The 16,096-nt window shown below is 71.6% G+C and carries 12 protein-coding genes; 4 read left to right on the forward strand and 8 right to left on the reverse strand.

Going from position 1 to position 16,096, the window contains the following annotated elements:
* Positions 1-169 precede the first annotated feature (169 nt).
* The 3 genes from M1O15_RS02455 to M1O15_RS02465 all read left to right on the forward strand — a co-directional run bounded on the left by M1O15_RS02455 (position 170) and on the right by M1O15_RS02465 (position 3,234).
* Entirely contained in the window at positions 170-1,249 is a 1,080-nt protein-coding gene (locus M1O15_RS02455; RefSeq protein ID WP_248631479.1) for a ParA family protein, read from the forward strand.
* On the forward strand, positions 1,246-2,319 hold the full coding sequence (locus M1O15_RS02460) for a ParB/RepB/Spo0J family partition protein (RefSeq protein WP_248631480.1): 1,074 nt from the start codon (positions 1,246-1,248) through the stop codon (positions 2,317-2,319). Before M1O15_RS02455 ends, M1O15_RS02460 begins: the two co-directional genes overlap by 4 nt.
* A gap of 297 nt (positions 2,320-2,616) precedes the next feature.
* A complete protein-coding gene (locus M1O15_RS02465; protein ID WP_248631481.1) occupies positions 2,617-3,234 on the forward strand; it encodes a GNAT family N-acetyltransferase in 618 nt (205 codons plus the stop codon).
* Between the two features lie 98 nt (positions 3,235-3,332).
* Here M1O15_RS02465 and trxA read toward each other — a convergent pair whose 3' ends face one another.
* The 7 genes from trxA to M1O15_RS02500 form a co-directional block, all read right to left on the reverse strand.
* The gene (trxA, locus tag M1O15_RS02470; protein WP_248631482.1) at positions 3,333-3,680 is read right to left on the reverse strand and encodes a thioredoxin; all 348 of its coding nucleotides are present in this window, start codon (positions 3,678-3,680) and stop codon (positions 3,333-3,335) included.
* 45 nt (positions 3,681-3,725) lie between these two features.
* Entirely contained in the window at positions 3,726-4,700 is a 975-nt protein-coding gene (trxB, locus tag M1O15_RS02475; protein WP_248631483.1) for a thioredoxin-disulfide reductase, read from the reverse strand.
* 125 nt (positions 4,701-4,825) lie between these two features.
* A complete protein-coding gene (locus M1O15_RS02480; protein ID WP_248631484.1) occupies positions 4,826-5,782 on the reverse strand; it encodes an RsmA family anti-sigma factor in 957 nt (318 codons plus the stop codon).
* Positions 5,779-6,483, reverse strand: coding sequence for an RNA polymerase sigma factor SigM (gene sigM / locus M1O15_RS02485; RefSeq protein WP_248631485.1), 705 nt, complete (start codon positions 6,481-6,483; stop codon positions 5,779-5,781). The genes M1O15_RS02480 and sigM overlap by 4 nt, the downstream gene beginning before the upstream one ends.
* A gap of 37 nt (positions 6,484-6,520) precedes the next feature.
* Positions 6,521-8,272, reverse strand: coding sequence for a protein kinase family protein (locus M1O15_RS02490; protein WP_248631486.1), 1,752 nt, complete (start codon positions 8,270-8,272; stop codon positions 6,521-6,523).
* Positions 8,273-8,403: 131 nt separating this feature from the next.
* Positions 8,404-10,569 carry a murein biosynthesis integral membrane protein MurJ gene (gene murJ / locus M1O15_RS02495; protein ID WP_248631487.1) on the reverse strand — a complete coding sequence of 722 codons (2,166 nt, stop codon included), beginning with the start codon at positions 10,567-10,569 and terminating at the stop codon, positions 8,404-8,406.
* 46 nt (positions 10,570-10,615) lie between these two features.
* Entirely contained in the window at positions 10,616-13,048 is a 2,433-nt protein-coding gene (locus tag M1O15_RS02500; RefSeq protein WP_248631488.1) for a DUF6049 family protein, read from the reverse strand.
* Positions 13,049-13,259: 211 nt separating this feature from the next.
* Between M1O15_RS02500 and M1O15_RS02505 the strand changes: the two genes are divergently transcribed.
* A complete protein-coding gene (locus tag M1O15_RS02505; protein WP_248631489.1) occupies positions 13,260-14,702 on the forward strand; it encodes a CCA tRNA nucleotidyltransferase in 1,443 nt (480 codons plus the stop codon).
* Positions 14,703-14,778: 76 nt separating this feature from the next.
* Here the strand turns inward: M1O15_RS02505 and M1O15_RS02510 are convergent, their stop codons facing one another.
* On the reverse strand, positions 14,779-16,044 hold the full coding sequence (locus M1O15_RS02510) for an MFS transporter (RefSeq protein WP_248631490.1): 1,266 nt from the start codon (positions 16,042-16,044) through the stop codon (positions 14,779-14,781).
* Positions 16,045-16,096 lie beyond the last annotated feature (52 nt).

The raw sequence follows: 16,096 nt of genomic DNA on the forward strand, positions 1-16,096 counted from the left end.
CTCAATGTTTCACGTGAAACGTCGCCCACTGCTGCAGGGAATCATCGGCCGCGGTCGCGCGGCCGCCACACCGCGCGACCGCCGCTCACCCCTGCGGGTTTCCGAGTTGTCCACAGAGGTGGAGTTCTCCACAGAACCACCGGCCTCGCTGGTTCACGACCCCGAAAACATGACAGGCTCTCCCCATTGCGAGCCTGAAGCAGCCGAGGAGAGTGAATCCTTGCGGTCCGACGCCAACATCGCGGGACCGATGACCGACCCGGTCCCCGGTCCCCGCTCCGAAACGGTGGGGGAGGATGTTTCACGTGAAACACCGCCCCCCATGGACGACGCCCCCGTGGGGCGCTCCGCCCAACTGGCGGTCGAGGCACTGGGCCGCGCCGGTCAGGGGCTTCCCCGGCCCGAGCAGACCCGCATCATGGTGGTCGCCAATCAGAAGGGCGGGGTCGGTAAGACCACCACCACGGTGAACCTGGCCGCCTCCCTCGCCCTGCACGGGGCCCGGGTGCTGGTCATCGACCTCGACCCGCAGGGCAACGCCTCCACGGCTCTCGGTATCGACCACCACGCCGAGGTCCCGTCGATCTACGACGTCCTGGTGGACAGCAAGCCGCTGTCGGACGTCGTCCAGCCGGTGCCGGACGTGGAAGGCCTCTTCTGCGCCCCCGCCACCATCGACCTGGCCGGCGCGGAGATCGAGCTGGTCTCCCTGGTGGCTCGGGAGAGCCGCCTCCAGCGGGCGATCCAGGCGTATGAGCAGCCGCTGGACTACGTCCTGATCGACTGCCCGCCCTCCCTCGGCCTGCTGACGGTCAACGCGCTGGTCGCCGGTGCCGAGGTGCTCATCCCGATCCAGTGCGAGTACTACGCGCTGGAAGGGCTCGGCCAGCTGCTGCGCAATGTGGATCTGGTCCGCGCCCACCTCAACCCGTCACTGCATGTCTCGACCATCCTGCTGACCATGTACGACGGGCGTACCCGGCTGGCCTCCCAGGTGGCCGAGGAGGTGCGGAGCCACTTCGGCGAAGAGGTGCTGCGCACCAGCATTCCCCGTTCCGTCCGGATCTCCGAGGCACCGAGCTACGGACAGACCGTACTGACCTACGACCCGGGCTCCAGCGGATCGCTCTCCTATCTGGAAGCGGCCCGGGAGATCGCCCTGCGCGGGGTCGGCCTCCACTACGAGGCACCGCAGACCCATCTGGGCAACCAGAACAACCAGCACAGCACGTCGGAGGGGATCAAGTGAGTGAGCGACGAAGGGGGCTGGGACGGGGACTCGGCGCGCTGATTCCCGCCGCACCCCAGGAACGGTCCACCACCACGACGGCAGCGCACTCCGCTGCCCCCGGTGCGGGCTCCGTCCTGACCAGCGAGCGGGGGGTGGCCGCCGCCAGGGTGACCGCGATCCCCCAGAGCAGTGGGCCGGTGGACGATGTCCGTGAACCCGAGCCGGCGTACACGGCACCCGAGGGTGCCTACTTCGCCGAGCTGCCACTGGATGTCATCACACCCAACCCGCGCCAGCCGCGCCAGGTGTTCGACGATGACGCGCTCGCCGAGCTGGTGACCTCCATCCAGGAGGTCGGCCTGCTCCAGCCCGTGGTGGTGCGGCCGCTGGGTGCCGACCGCTATGAACTGGTCATGGGCGAGCGCCGCTGGCGGGCCTCCCAGCAGGCCGGGCTGGAGCGTATCCCCGCGATCGTCCGGGCCACCGAGGACGAGAAGCTCCTGCTGGACGCCCTGCTGGAGAACCTTCACCGGGCCCAGCTGAACCCGCTGGAGGAGGCCGCCGCCTACGACCAGCTCCTCCAGGACTTCGACTGCACGCACGACCAGCTCGCCGATCGCATCGGACGCAGCCGCTCCCAGGTGACCAACACCCTGCGGCTGATGCGGCTGGCGCCCACCGTGCAGACGCGGCTCGCCGCCGGCACCATCCTGGCCGGCCACGCCCGGGCCCTCCTTCCGGTGGAGGATTCCCGAGCCCAGGAGGAGTTGGCGCACCGCATCGTGGCCGAGGGGCTGTCGGTGCGCTCGGTGGAGGAGATCGTCCGGCTGATGGGCGCCGAGCCCGAGGCGACCGCGCCCAAGGGCAAGGGTCCCCGAGCCGGCGGCCGGGTCTCCCCCGCGCTCTCCGAGCTGGCCACCCGGCTCTCGGACCGCTTCGAGACCCGGGTGAAGGTCGACCTGGGGCAGAAGAAGGGGAAGATCGTCGTCGAGTTCGCCTCCATGGAAGACCTGGAGCGCATTCTCTCCACGCTGGCCCCGGACGAGGGCCCGGTGATCACGGGAAGCCGCTCCGAGCGCGACGGCTGACCGCCGCACTCCGACACGGGGGCGGGACCTGGTCCGAATCGGACAGGACCCGCCCCCGTGGCCTGTTCCCGTATGCGGCTCATCACCCCATCGATACGATGCGTTCTGGTATGCGCATCCGGCCTGATCCACCGCGGAGGGAGACCCGGGCATGCGAGAGGTGAGCCGCAGCCGGCTGGTGACAGCGACACTGGGACTCGGGATGGTCGGTGGGTTCATCGGCGGTCTGCTCCGGGAACGGAGCACGCTGGCAGCGGCGCTCAGCGCGGCCGGCGAGGGAAGTGAGGAAGATCCTTCATGGGGCGTCGGCTCGTACCGCTCACGCTGGACAACCTTCCGGATCTCCCCCAGCGCTGCCGAGCCTGCGTCTTCTGGGAGCTTGATCCGGTCAGCGGAGCAGCGGCGATAAAGGCAGGAACCTCCGAGCTGGAGAAGGAGGGCTGGATCTCGGCAGTGCTTCTGGACTGGGGCTCCTGCGGGCGTGTGGTCTATGTGGACGACGCCCCGGTCGGGTTCGTCCTCTACGCACCTCCCGCCTATGTGCCCCGGGCCACGGCCTTCCCGACCAGCCCGGTCTCCCCCGACGCGGTCCAGCTCATCACCGCGGTGATCGTCCCCGGCTACCAGGGACAGGGACTCGGCCGGGTCATGGTGCAGACCGTCGCCAAGGATCTGCTGCGCCGCGGCTTCAAGGCGATCGAGGCGTTCGGTGACGCGCGGTGGAAGGAGCCGGCCTGCCTGCTGCCGGCCGACCATCTGCTCTCCGTCGGGTTCAAGACCGTGCGCCCCCATCCGGTCTATCCACGGCTCCGCCTGGAGCTGCGCTCCACCCTGTCCTGGAAGGAGGACGTGGAGCTGGCCCTCGACCGTCTCCTCGGCGGGGTGAAGAAGGAGCCCGCCCTGCGCCCGCTCTGAGGACCGTTCGGGGCGACACGGCGAACGGCCCACCCCTTGGGGGTGGGCCGTCGATGTTTCACGTGAAACATCGCCCCGGGATCCGAGGCGCAGGCGGGTCAGGCCTTCGCGGGGGCGTCGCCGAGGAAGGGCTCCAGGTCCCGCACGATGGCGGCCTTCGGCTTGGCGCCGACGATGGTCTTGGCGACCTCGCCGCCCTGGTAGACGTTGAGGGTCGGGATGGACATGACCCCGTACTTCGCCGCCGTGGCCGGGTTCTCGTCGATGTTCAGCTTGACCACCGTGATCTGGTCGCCGTGCTCCTTGGCGATCGCCTCCAGCGACGGGGCGATCTGGCGGCACGGTCCGCACCAGGCGGCCCAGAAGTCGACCAGTACGGGCTTGTCGCTCTTGAGGACGTCCTCCTCGAAGGACGCGTCGGTCACGTTCTTCAGGTCGCCGGCCACGGCGGCCTCCTTCACTTCGCGTGTGTACGGGGGATGGGGGGTTGGTCAGATCGCCGCGGTCTTCTCCGGCTCGGCGGTCTGCTCGCTGTCCGAGAGGGCGGCGAGGAAGCGCTCGGCGTCCAGGGCCGCCGAGCAGCCGGTACCGGCCGCGGTGATGGCCTGGCGGTAGGTGTGGTCGACCACATCACCGGCGGCGAAGACACCGGTCAGGTTGGTGCGGGTCGAGGGCGCGTCCACCTTGAGGTAGCCCTCGTCGTCCAGCTCCAGCTGGCCCTTGAACAGCTCGGTGCGCGGGTCGTGGCCCACGGCGATGAACAGTCCGGTGACCGGCAGCTCGCTGGTCTCGCCCGTCTTGGTGTTGCGCAGGGTCAGACCACTCAGCTTCTGCTCGCCCTGGACGGTGGCGACCTCGCTGTCCCAGGCGAACTTGATCTTCGGGTCGGCGAAGGCGCGCTCCTGCATGGCCTTGGACGCCCGCAAGGTGTCGCGGCGGTGGACGATGGTGACGGACTTGGCGAACCGCGAGAGGAAGGTGGCCTCCTCCATCGCGGTGTCGCCGCCGCCCACCACGGCGATGTCCTGGTCCTTGAAGAAGAAGCCGTCGCAGGTGGCACACCAGGAGACACCGCGGCCGGACAGCGCGTCCTCGTTGGGCAGACCGAGCTTGCGGTGCTGGGAGCCGGTGGTGATGATCACGGCCTTGGCGCGGTGGACCGTGCCCACCGTGTCGGTGACCGTCTTGATCTCGCCGGAGAGGTCGACCGAGACCACGTCGTCCGGGATGAGCTCCGCACCGAAGCGCTCGGCCTGGGCCCGCATGTTGTCCATCAGGTCCGGGCCCATGATGCCGTCACGGAAGCCGGGGAAGTTCTCCACGTCGGTCGTGTTCATCAGCGCGCCGCCGGCGCTCACGGCACCCTCGAAGACCAGGGGCTTGAGGGAGGCGCGCGCGGTGTACAGCGCCGCTGTGTAGCCGGCGGGCCCGGAGCCGATGATGATCACGTTACGGACGTCGCTCACGGAATTCTTCCTCGTCTCTGGGGACTGCCTGCTGCCTGCGGGGCCGAATCACGGACTCTTACCCCACGCAACGGATACTACGGGGCAGGCATTCCCGGGACGGCTCTGCGGCTCCGCGACGGGTATCAGGGACGGGGATAGGCGTGCGTCAGCAGGACGTCCGCCTTGGCGCCGCCCTCCGGCCGGGCCGTGCAGGAGGCGTCCATCACATAGGCCTGCACCTGGGCCGCATCCTGGGCGTGCGGAAGGACCACCAGATAGGCCGGCGTCCCGCCGTAGTCACCGCGTTCGGCGGCGAGCGCCGCCTCGGTACGGCCGGTCCCCTCCTGCACACACGGCGGCACGGCCACCTCCTCGGTGCGGAAGGTCGAGGGGGCCTCGGCGCTGCGCGGCGCCTTCGAGGACTCCGGGACGTTCTCCCGCTTGCTCTCACCGGTGGTACTCAGCAGATTCTTGACCTGGTCGCCGACCGGCGCGCCCGCGAAGGTCTGCTGCTTGGCGGAGGCCGCGGAGCGGTCGGCCTGGGCACTCGGGCCGTTGTCCGAGGGCTGGATCGCCTGGAGCACAAAGACGCTCAGCGAGACCGCGGCCACACCGAACAGGGCGCCCAGGACCGCGGTCCGGCGGCGCCGTGCCGGGTGCTTGGGGCGGCCCGGGCCCGTAGCGGAGGAGGAGCGGCCGGCCGGACGGTCCCCGGAGCGCGGTCGCCGGTCCGCACGCGCTGCGCTGGCAGCCGTCGGGGTGGGCGATGTTTCACGTGAAACATCGCCGAGCGCGCGCGAGCTCTGCGTGCCGGTTCCGGCTCCCTCGGGGTCGGCGGGCGCGGTCGCGTCCAGCAGTGCCTCGGCCGCCAGCGCCGCGTCGATGCGCCCGGCGATGTCGGCGGGCATCCGGGCCGGGCCGGGCAGGGTGCCCAGCAGACCGCGGATCTCCTCCAGCGAGGCCCGTACATCGGAGCACAGCCCGCAGCCGTCCACATGCGCCTGGATGTCGGCGGTGCGGGACGGGGCGAGCAGCCCCTCGGTCAGATCGGAGATCTCCGAGACGTCCGGGTGCCGGGTCGTGTCGGTCGTGGATGTCATGTGCGCCCACCTCCGCCCTTCACTGCTGCAGGATCGTGCGGTCCCGCATCCCTCGGTCCCGACGCCGGTGGGACGGATGTCCCTGGCGTCCGGTTCCTTCCCCCGTCGGCGGGCGGGCTATCCCCGTTGTCACCGCGCAGATGAGTGAGCATGGGCAGCAGCCGTGCCCGTCCTCGGGCGCAGCGGCTCTTGATGGTGCCGGCGGGGACCTCCAGGATCCGGGCGGCCTCCGCGACGGGGTATCCCTGCATGTCGACCAGCACCAGTGCCGCGCGCTGCTCGCTGGGCAGACGGCCCAGCGCCGCCAACAGCTCCCGGTGGAGGTCCTGCCGTTCGGCGGGTGCCTCGGCGGACTCATGCGGCTCCAGCAGCTGTTCCAGTCGCTGGGTGTCGTCCACCGGGGAGGTCCTGCGGGAGGCGGCCTTCCGCGCCCGGTCCAGACAGGCGTTGACCGTGATGCGGTGCAGCCAGGTGGTGACGGCGGACTGGCCGCGGAACGTGGCAGCGGCGCGGAAGGCGGAGACCAGCGCGTCCTGTACGGCGTCCGCGGCCTCCTCCCTGTCCCCCAGGGTCCGCACCGCCACCGCCCAGAGGCGGTCGCGATGGCGTCGCACCAGCTCGCCGAAGGCGTCGGGATCACCGGCGACATGGCGCGCCAGCAGGTCCTTGTCGTCCATGTCGCCCAGGCCGTCGGCGTCCATCGAAGAGCCCCCTCCCCGGCGGGTCATGGCGAGCGCCTCAGCCGGTGAAGCGCACGTCGGCGACGCCCTGCTTGTAACCCGCCGAACTGTAGCCGTCCGAGCCCGAATACGGCATCGCGGTGATCCACATCAGCACATAGCGGCTCTTGACCGGCTTGTCCGCCTTCAGGTCGAGCGTGGTGCCGCTGGTGGTGCCCTGGGCGATCCGCGTCAGGGAGCCCACCGGGTCGGCGGCGTCGCCGGCCGGCTGCAGCGAGTCGGTGGCGTAGAGACTGACCGTGGTGCGCGGACCGCCGTACCGCAGCGCGAGGGAGGCGGCGGACACCTCCTTCTCGGCGCCCAGGTCGTAGACGATGCCCACCCCCTTCTTCACCTTCGGGACGAGCTCGGGCCCGTCCAGGAAGTACTTGGTGCGCCAGTGGCTGCTGCTGTCGCCGTCGTAGGTCTTGGAGACATCCGCGGCGTCCTGCGGGGTGCCGTCCGGGGCGTACTCCTGTGCGCTCTCGACCCGCAGCGGTACCGGCACCTTCGGCTTCTCGTCGTCCGTGCCACCGCCCGTGGTGGTGGTCGTGGACTGCCCGGGGTTGGGCTCGTCCGCGGTGTCCTGGCGGTCGAGGAGCTTGTCGGCGATCTGCCAGCTGCCCAGTCCCAGGGCGGCGATCAGCAGCGCCGAGACCGCCCACTTCAGCGCCTTGCCGGTGCGCGAGCCCAGCGGAGGGGGCGGAACCGGCGGCATTCCACTGGTCTGCGGGCTGTGGTGCGGTGCGGAGCGCCCGTAGCCCTGCTGGTAGGTGGTGTGCTGGTAGTCGGCGGGGGTGGGGAAATCGGGCTCGGGCGGGCGGATGCGGGGCATCGCCGCGACCGCCTTGGCCAGTTCGTCCGGGCTGGTGCAGGGCTGCTCCTGCCGGGAGGCGGTGGCGCCGTCGTTGATCAGGGCGCGCATGGCGATCTCGGAGAGACCCCGGTGCACCCCCGCCCGCACCTGGTCGGGCGGGAGCAGACCCACGCCCTTGGGCAGCCCGGACAGCCCGTGGGCGTCCTGCTCGTAGGGCCACCGCTGGGTCAGCGCGGCGTACAGCAGGGCGCCGATGGCCTCGGTGTCGGTGCGCTGGGGCTGCTCGGCGGTGATACCGCGCAGTGCCGCGTTCACCGCGAGGCCGCGGATGCGGTACTGGCCGGTGGAGCTGCGGAGCACGGCCCCGGGGGTGAGCCGCAGATGGGCCAGGCCCTCGCGGTGGGCGGCCGCCATGGCCTGGGAGACCTGGCTGACCAGCTGGTAGGCGTCATGGGCGGCCATCGGTCCGGCCGCGAGCAGGGTGGTCAGCTCGGTGGCGTCCGGCAGCCACTCATGGACCACATAGACCAGCTCGCTGTCCTCCACCGCGTCGAGGACCTGGACGAACCGGGGGTCCCCCAGCAGGGCCGAGGAGCGGGCGGCCGCCAGCACCGAGCGGGCCCGGGGGTGGCTGGCGGGGAGGGCGTGGACGCCGACGGCCCGGCGCAGCTTCTCGTCGACCGCCCGCCAGCTGCTGAAGCCGTCCAGACGGGTGACGCACTCCTCCAGCCGGTAGCGTCTGGCGATCTTGTAGCCGCTGTGCAGCTCGGGGCCGGTCGCGGCGGGCCGCTCGCCCTTGCCGCCATCCTCCGCACCGGCATCGGCGGTGGTGTCCCCCGCCTGGTCCTGCGCTTGCGCCACCCCGTCGGTCGCGGCCTGCCCCGCCTTCGCGGTCAGCGGTTCGCCACCGCTGTTGTCGGCCACGTCGACGGCAGCCGTGCTCCGTTCCGCCACCGTCGTTCCTGCCTCCCCATCCGTAGCGCCATGTCCCACAGCCAAGCCAATTGTGCCCACAGTCCGGTGCTATGCACGACACGCGGCCCCCGGCGATGGTTGTGCTGCGGTGCCGGGCACGGTTCGCCCCGTCAGCGGCCGAGACGGCCTCGGACCATGCCCACCAGGGTGTTCAGCTCCGCGATACGCATCTTCCGGGCCGCCACGTAGAAGACGACCAGCAGCACCAGTCCGCCCGCGGCCAGAGCGATCAGCGAGCCGCCGGCGCCCCGGCCGAGCAGTTCCAGGAGGGCGAAGCCGGTGGCACCGCTGAGCACCGCGGCGGGCAGCGAGGCCATGCACAGCCGGGCGTAGGTCCGGATCACCTGGGCGCTGTCCAGGTCGCCGCCGAGCCGGTTGCGCAGCCGCCGCCAGGCGATGCCGACGCCGACCGCGTACGCCAGGCCGTAGGAGCCCGCCATGCCGACGACCGCCCAGCGGGCGGGGAGCACCAGGTAGCAGGCGAAGGAGGCCGCCGCGTTGACCGCGGCCACGATCACCGTGTTGTAGAAGGGGGTGCGGGTGTCCTCGTAGGCGTAGAAGCCGCGGAGCACCACGTACTGCACCGAGTAGGGGATCAGGCCCAGGCCGAAGGCCATCAGGATGTAACCCATGCCGGTGGCGGCCTCGGTGCCGGCCGAGGCGTAGAGCAGGGTGGACATCGGCAGGCCGAGTGCCAGGAAGCCGAAGGCGACCGGCACGATCGCCACGGCCGAGTTGCGCAGGCCCTGCGAGATGTCGTCCCGGACGGCGCCGGGGTCGTCGTCGTGGGCGGCGCGGGAGATCCGCGGCAGCAGTGCGGCCATCACCGAGACGGTGATGATGGCCTGCGGCATGCCCCAGATGAGCTGGGCGTTGGAGTAGGCGAGGAAGCCGGTGCCGTCCATGCCGGAGGTCTTGCCCGCGGCGGTGGCGAGCTGGGTGACGACCACCACGCCGGCCTGGTTGGCCAGGACGAACAGCACCGTCCACTTGGCCAGCTTGACGGTCTTGCCGAGGCCGTGGCCCTTCCAGTCGAACCGGGGGCGGAACCGGAAACCGGCCTCCCGCAGATAGGGCAGCATCGCCAGTGCCTGGACCACCAGGCCGAGCAGGGTGCCGATGCCGAGCAGCTGCACACCCTCGGCCGGGATGGTGTCCACGCCCATCCTGGACTCGGACGAGGTGCCGTACACCCAGATGAACAGCCCGAAGGTGAAGATCACCACGATGTTGTTGAGGACCGGGGTCCACATCATCGCGCCGAACCGGCCACGGGCGTTGAGGATCTGTCCCATGACCACATGCACGCCCATGAAGAAGATCGTGGGCAGGCAGTAGCGGGCGAAGGTCACCGCCGCGCTGTTGGCGGCGACATCGTCCGCGATGGTGTCGGACATCGCCTTGACCAGCAGCGGGGCCCCGAGCACGGCGATGGCGACGATCACCCCGAGCGCCACCATGACCAGGGTCAGCAGCCGGTTGGCGTAGGCCTCGCCGCCGTCCGGGTCGTCCTTCATGGACCGGACCAGCTGCGGCACGAAGACCGAGTTCAGTCCGCCGCCCACGGTGAGGATGTAGATCATCGTCGGCAGGGTGGCGGCCACGGTGTAGGCGTCACCGAGCAGGGCGGCGCCGAGCGCGCCGGTGATGACCAGGGTGCGGGCGAAGCCGGTGAGCCGGGACACCAGGGTGCCGGCCGCCATGACGGCACTGGACTTCAGCAGCCCGGAGGCGCGGCCGCCACCGGACTTCTTCGGGGCGGGTGCCGGCGCCGGGGCGGCCTCCGGCTCGGGCGCCGCGGGCTGCCCGCCCTGGCCCTGCTGGTCGCGGTAGAGGTGGGCGAAGGCGTCCGGCTCCGGCTGCTGCTCCCCGGCGTGGGTGACCAGGTCGTCCACGCCGGTGAACTGCACGGTGCGGGCGTCGTCGCCGTACGGCAGGTGCCGGGACGGCCCGTCCGGCTCGGGCGGCGGGGTCTGCGCCCAGACCCGGGGGTCGGGCGCGTACTGCGGGGCCGCGGGCTGCTGGTACAGCGACTGCGGCTCCTGGTAGGTGCCCGGTGGCGGCGGGGGGTGGGCGGCCCGGTCGTACAGCGCCTCACCCACCGGGTCCTGCGCGGCCAGGTCGCGGCTGCCGTAGGGGTCCTGGTCGTAGGCGTGCTGGAGATACGGGTCCGGCGCGGCGGGCAGGTTCGGGTCCGACTCGGGAGCCGGCCCGCCATAGGGCGTACTGCTCCCGCCCGCGCCCTGACCGCGGTCACCGTCGTACGGCGCGTTCATGGTCTACCCCACCTCATCGTCCCCGGCCGACCGGCCACGACATCGCTCAACGGTCCACTTTCTCACCCTGGCCCGGTGCGTCGGCGCTTTGTGCGGCGGTGTCCGGCGCAGGGTCACTCGGCTGCGCCCGGCCGGAGCCCGGAGCCGCGGGGGCGTCGCTCCCGCCGGCGGGCGGGCCGTCCACCGGCTCACCGCCGTCCGTACCGTCGCCGCCGTTGCCCGCCGGACCGTCCGGTGCGCCCGGTGCCGGGGCTCCGTCACCGTCGCCGCCGTCGGCCGCGACGGCCTTCTTGCGCCGGGAGTACATCCGGACACCGGCCAGCACCAGCAGCAGGAACCCGCCGGCGATGACCAGCATCACGGTCGGGGTGATCTCGGAGACCTTGGCGGTGAAGGTCATCGGCTTGCCGTACGGCTTGCCGTCGGCGGTGTAGAGCTGGGCCGTCATCGGGACGGGGCCGTTGGCGTTGGCGGAGGCGGTGAACTTCACCGACTGGCTGTGGCCGCCGTCGATCCGCACCGGCAGCGTGGCCACCGTGTCGTCGCCGTTGAGCTTCAGACGGGTGGGCTTGGTGGAGGTCAGCCTGAGGGTGAGCCGGTCGATGCCCTGGACGAGCTGGTTCTGCACGGTCACCGGGATGGTGGCGCTCCGCCCGGACAGCGTCAGATCGGACTTGTCGATCAGCTGCACCTCGGCCGTGAGGTCCTTCAGATGCCGCAGCACTCCGGCGCGGTAGTCGCTCGCCGCCTCGCCCCGGCCGCGCCAGGAGGTCGACATTCCGCGGTCGATGGCGTTGCCGAACGGGGTCACCACCCGGTCCGGCTGGGTGAGGATGCCCGCGAAGTCGTCCAGGGTCTCCTGGGTCACCCGCACATCGTGGTACGCGGCCACCGGGAGCTCCCCGCGGCGGAGCCGGCCGGGGTACTGCCGACTGGCGGGCACCTTGGTCGCCGTGTCGGGGTCCGGCTTGGCGGCGGCGGCCGCGACCAGGTCGCTGGGCTGGCTCCAGCGCTGGGCGGAGAGCCCGCGCAGCGCGGTCGCCATCGACTGGGCCTGGGCGGCGGTGGGCATGCGCTGCGGGGCGACGACGATGCTGCGCTGCTTGCCGGGCTGCTGGTGGGTGAGGACCAGGGTCTGGGCGAGGAACTGCTGGACCGCGAGGGTGGCGGTGTCGGCCCGGGTCATATCGCCCTGGAAGGCGGTGGACAGCGAGGCGTCGGAGACGACGGCGGTCGTCCCGCCGCCGATGGGCCGGGCGGCGTTCGGCGCGTAGGGGAGGTCGTCGCGGAGGCTGTCGCCGCGGGCGATGACCTTGTCGGCGCCGGCCGAGGTGGCCACATCGACGATGGAGGGGTCGACCGCCCCGTCGACCGGCCAGGCGAAGTCCACCGACGGCTTCACATGGAGGATGGTCTCCACGGTGGTCTCGGCCACGTCCGTGGCGGGCCGCAGATGGCCCAGCGAGCCGGAGACCTCCCTGCCCCGGTGGGCCAGCGAGGCCAGATCCGGGTCGCCGTAGGGCAGGGCGACGACCTTGCGCCCCTGGACGGCCTTCTGCAGGGAGTCGAGCCACTGCTCGGCGCGGGCCTGGTTCTTCCCGGAAACGCGCTGGTCCCCGTTCTTCACCTGGTAGCTGTTGGCCATCGCCTCGACCGTGGCGAGCAGGTCCGGATCGACCACCCAGGTCACCGGCAGCTCGGCGCCGAGGGAGACGAGCCGCTCCAGCCGTCCACCGGGCGCCAGCTCCTCGGCCAGCTTGTCGTCCTCGAAGACCGGCGTCTGCTGGTCATCCGTGCCGGTCTCGGCGGAGAGGTGGGCGGAGGAGATCAGCGGCCAGAGATAGGTGAGCTGGGTCTTCGTCTCGGTGGCCTCCGGCTGCCAGGGCAGGAGGGTCCGCTCGATGCCGAGGACCTGGTCGTACGGCTCGCTGGTGGTCCGCCCGGTCAGCGAGACGCCCAGCTGGTAGGCGCCCTCGCCGTCCAGGCCCAGCTTGTCCACGGGGACGCTCAGGCTGAAGTCATGGCTGATCCCGGCGGGCAGCTGGGGGATCTTCACCGTGTAGGTGCCGCCGAGCGCCTCGCCGTCCGAGCCGGGCCGGAAGCCGGAGCGCTTGGCGAGGGAGTCGATCTGTCCCCGGCTGGACATCCGCGGGCCGACCCGCAGGTCGACCACCGCGTTGCTGACCGTCTCCTTGCCCTGGTTGGTCACGGTGCCGCTGATCTTGAGGGTGTCGCCCTCCGTCGGGGCACTGGGCGTCAGCGTGTCCAGGGACACATCCACGGACCGCTGGCCGGAGGCCTTGGCGGCGGCCGGGGCCGAGGGCGACGCCGCCGCCAAGGCCTCCGGTGCGGCGTGCGCCGGCGGCAGTGCCAGCAGCGCGGCGAGCAGTGGGGCGCCGGCCAGGGCGGCGGCCGTCCGCCGTACCCACCGCCGGGCAGGCGAGGGACCGGTCCCCTGGAGATCTGCCGCCTCGGCCACGTGCTCGCCCGTCCTCGTCGTCTGTCGGTCGTCTGCCGCCGTCGCACCGGGCCGCGCCCTGGCGTGGTGCCGGTTCCTTGCGTCCAGGCATGGTAACGAGGAGCGCCGCCGCCGAGTGCCGCGGACTGCTCCACCTGATCGGGACGGGGACGCCACCACCGCGCGAAATCCGGGCCACCGGCCCGGACCGCGGCACGTACCCTTTTCTGTTGTGCCGAACGCCAACGAAGAGACCCCGAACACGCTGAGCCAGGTGCAACGCCGTGCGGTCAGTGAACTACTGCGCGTGTCCCCTGTCGCCGACGATCTCGCCCGCCGCTTCCAGGATGCCGGGTTCAGCCTGGCGCTGGTCGGGGGTTCGGTACGGGACGCCCTGCTCGGCCGGCTCGGCAACGACCTCGACTTCACCACCGACGCCCGCCCCGAGGACGTACTGAAGATCGTCCGGCCATGGGCCGACTCGGTGTGGGACGTCGGCATCGCCTTCGGCACGGTCGGCTCGCAGAAGACCGGCTACCAGATCGAGATCACCACCTACCGCTCCGAGGCCTACGACCGGACCTCGCGCAAGCCGGAGGTCTCCTACGGTGACTCCATCGAGGACGACCTCGTCCGGCGGGACTTCACGGTGAACGCGATGGCCGTCGCCCTGCCGCAGAAGGAGTTCATCGACCCGCACGGCGGCTTGGACGACCTGGCCCAGCGGGTGCTGCGCACTCCGGGCACCCCGCAGGAGTCCTTCTCCGACGATCCGCTGCGGATGATGCGGGCCGCCCGGTTCGCCGCCCAGCTCGACTTCGAGGTGGCCCCCGAGGTTGTCGCCGCGATGACGGAGATGGCCGACCGGATCGAGATCGTCTCCGCCGAGCGCGTCCGGGAGGAGCTGAACAAGCTGGTCCTCTCCGCGCACCCCCGCAAGGGGCTGGGGCTGCTGGTGGACACCGGCCTCGCCCAGCGGGTGCTGCCGGAGCTGCCGGCCCTGCGGCTGGAGCGGGACGAGCACCACCGCCACAAGGACGTCTACGAGCACTCCCTCACCGTGCTGGACCAGGCGATCGACCTGGAGGAGGACGGCCCCGACCTGGTGCTGCGGCTGGCGGCACTCCTCCATGACATCGGCAAGCCCCGCACCCGGCGCTTCGAGTCGGACGGCCGGGTCTCCTTCCACCACCACGAGGTGGTCGGGGCGAAGATGACCAAGAAGCGCATGACGGCCCTGAAGTACTCCAACGAGATGGTCAAGGACGTCTCCCGCCTGGTGGAGCTGCATCTGCGCTTCCACGGCTACGGCACCGGGGAGTGGACCGACTCGGCGGTGCGGCGCTATGTCCGGGACGCCGGTCCGCTGCTGACCCGGCTGCACAAGCTGACCCGCTCGGACTGCACCACCCGGAACAAGCGCAAGGCGAGCGCGCTCTCCCGCGCCTATGACGGGTTGGAGGAGCGCATCGCCCGGCTCCAGGAGCAGGAGGAGCTGGACGCCATCCGGCCGGACCTGGACGGCAACCAGATCCAGCAGGTGCTGGGCATCACCCCCGGCCCGGCGGTCGGCAAGGCCTACGCCTTCCTGCTCGACCTGCGGCTGGAGAACGGCCCGATGGGGCATGACGAGGCCGCCGCGGCGCTGAAGGAGTGGTGGGCCGCCCAGGGGTGAGCCCCCGGCGGGGGCGATGTTTCACGTGAAACATCGCCCCGAGCCCGTATGGCCGGCTGATGTTTCACGTGAAACATCAGCTCGCCTCCCGCGCGCTGTGGCGCCGCAGCAGCACGGCGACTGCCGCGTACAGCGCAGTGACCAACAGGATCAGCGGTGCCGAGCGGCCGTCCGGCGGCAGCAGCAGGACCGAGACCGCGGCCGCGGCGACAAAGGCCGTGTTGAAGAGCACGTCGTACAGCGCGAAGACCCGGCCGCGCAGGGCGTCGTCCACACCGGTCTGCACAGCCGTGTCGGTGGCGATCTTCACGCCCTGGGTGGTCAGCCCCAGTGCGAAGGCGGCCACCAGCATCGGGACCAGCGAGAAGGGCAGCCCGAGCGCAGGGGTCAGCACCGCCGCGGTCGCGGTGCACACCACCGTCCAGCCCGCCGATCCTTGCCGGCCGATCCCCCACGGGGAGAGCACCGCGGCCGCGAAGAAGCCCACCCCCGAGGCGCCCACCGCCAACCCCAGCAGCGCCAGGCCCCGCGACTCGGTGGACGACCAGGCGTAGCGGCAGAGCATCAGCACCATGACGGTGAGCGAGCCGTAGCAGAAGCGCACCACCGTCATCGCGGCGAGCGCCCGGGCGGCCGGGCGCCGCTCGGCGAGATGGCGCAGTCCCTCCAGCAGTCCGCGGACCGTGGAGAGCAGGGCCGCGCCGACCCGGGGCTGCACCCGCTCGGGGTCCGGGCCGAGCAGTTCCCGGCCCAGCCGCAGCGAGGCGAGCGCGGAGCAGAGGTAGAGGACGGTGCCCACCAGCAGGACGGCCGCGTCCGAGTCGGCCCCCGCCAGCCGGACGGCGAAGGCGATCCCGCCGCCCGCGGTGGCGGCCAGGGTGCCGGCGGTGGGGGACAGCGAGTTGGCCACCACCAGGCGCTCGGTGTCCACCACCCGGGGCAGCGCGGCGGAGAGCCCGGCCAGCACGAAGCGGTTCACGGCCGTGACGCAGAGCGCCGAGGCGTAGAAGAGCCAGTCCGGCACCGAGGCCGGCACCAGCAGGGCGGTGGCGCCGGCCAGCACGGCCCGCAGCAGGTTTCCGTACAGCAGTACCTGGCGCCGCCGCCAGCGGTCGAGCAGCACCCCGGCGAAGGGGCCGAGCAGGGAGTACGGCAGCAGGAGCACCGCCATGGCGGAGGCGATGGCCGCGGGGGAGGCCTGCTTCTCCGGCGAGAAGACCACATAGGCGGCCAGCGCCACCTGGAAGAGCCCGTCGGCGCACTGGGAGAGCAGCCGTACGGCCAGCAGCCGGCGGAAGTCTCCCAGACGCAGGAGGACGCGGAGATCACCCACGGCGGACATGGCGTCAAGGGTCACATACGGCGAAGGTCCCCGTGAGGCTGCCACGGGGACC

It is taken from the genome of Streptomyces lichenis (genome assembly GCF_023218175.1).
GTDB classification, from domain to species: Bacteria; Actinomycetota; Actinomycetes; order Streptomycetales; family Streptomycetaceae; genus Streptomyces; species Streptomyces lichenis.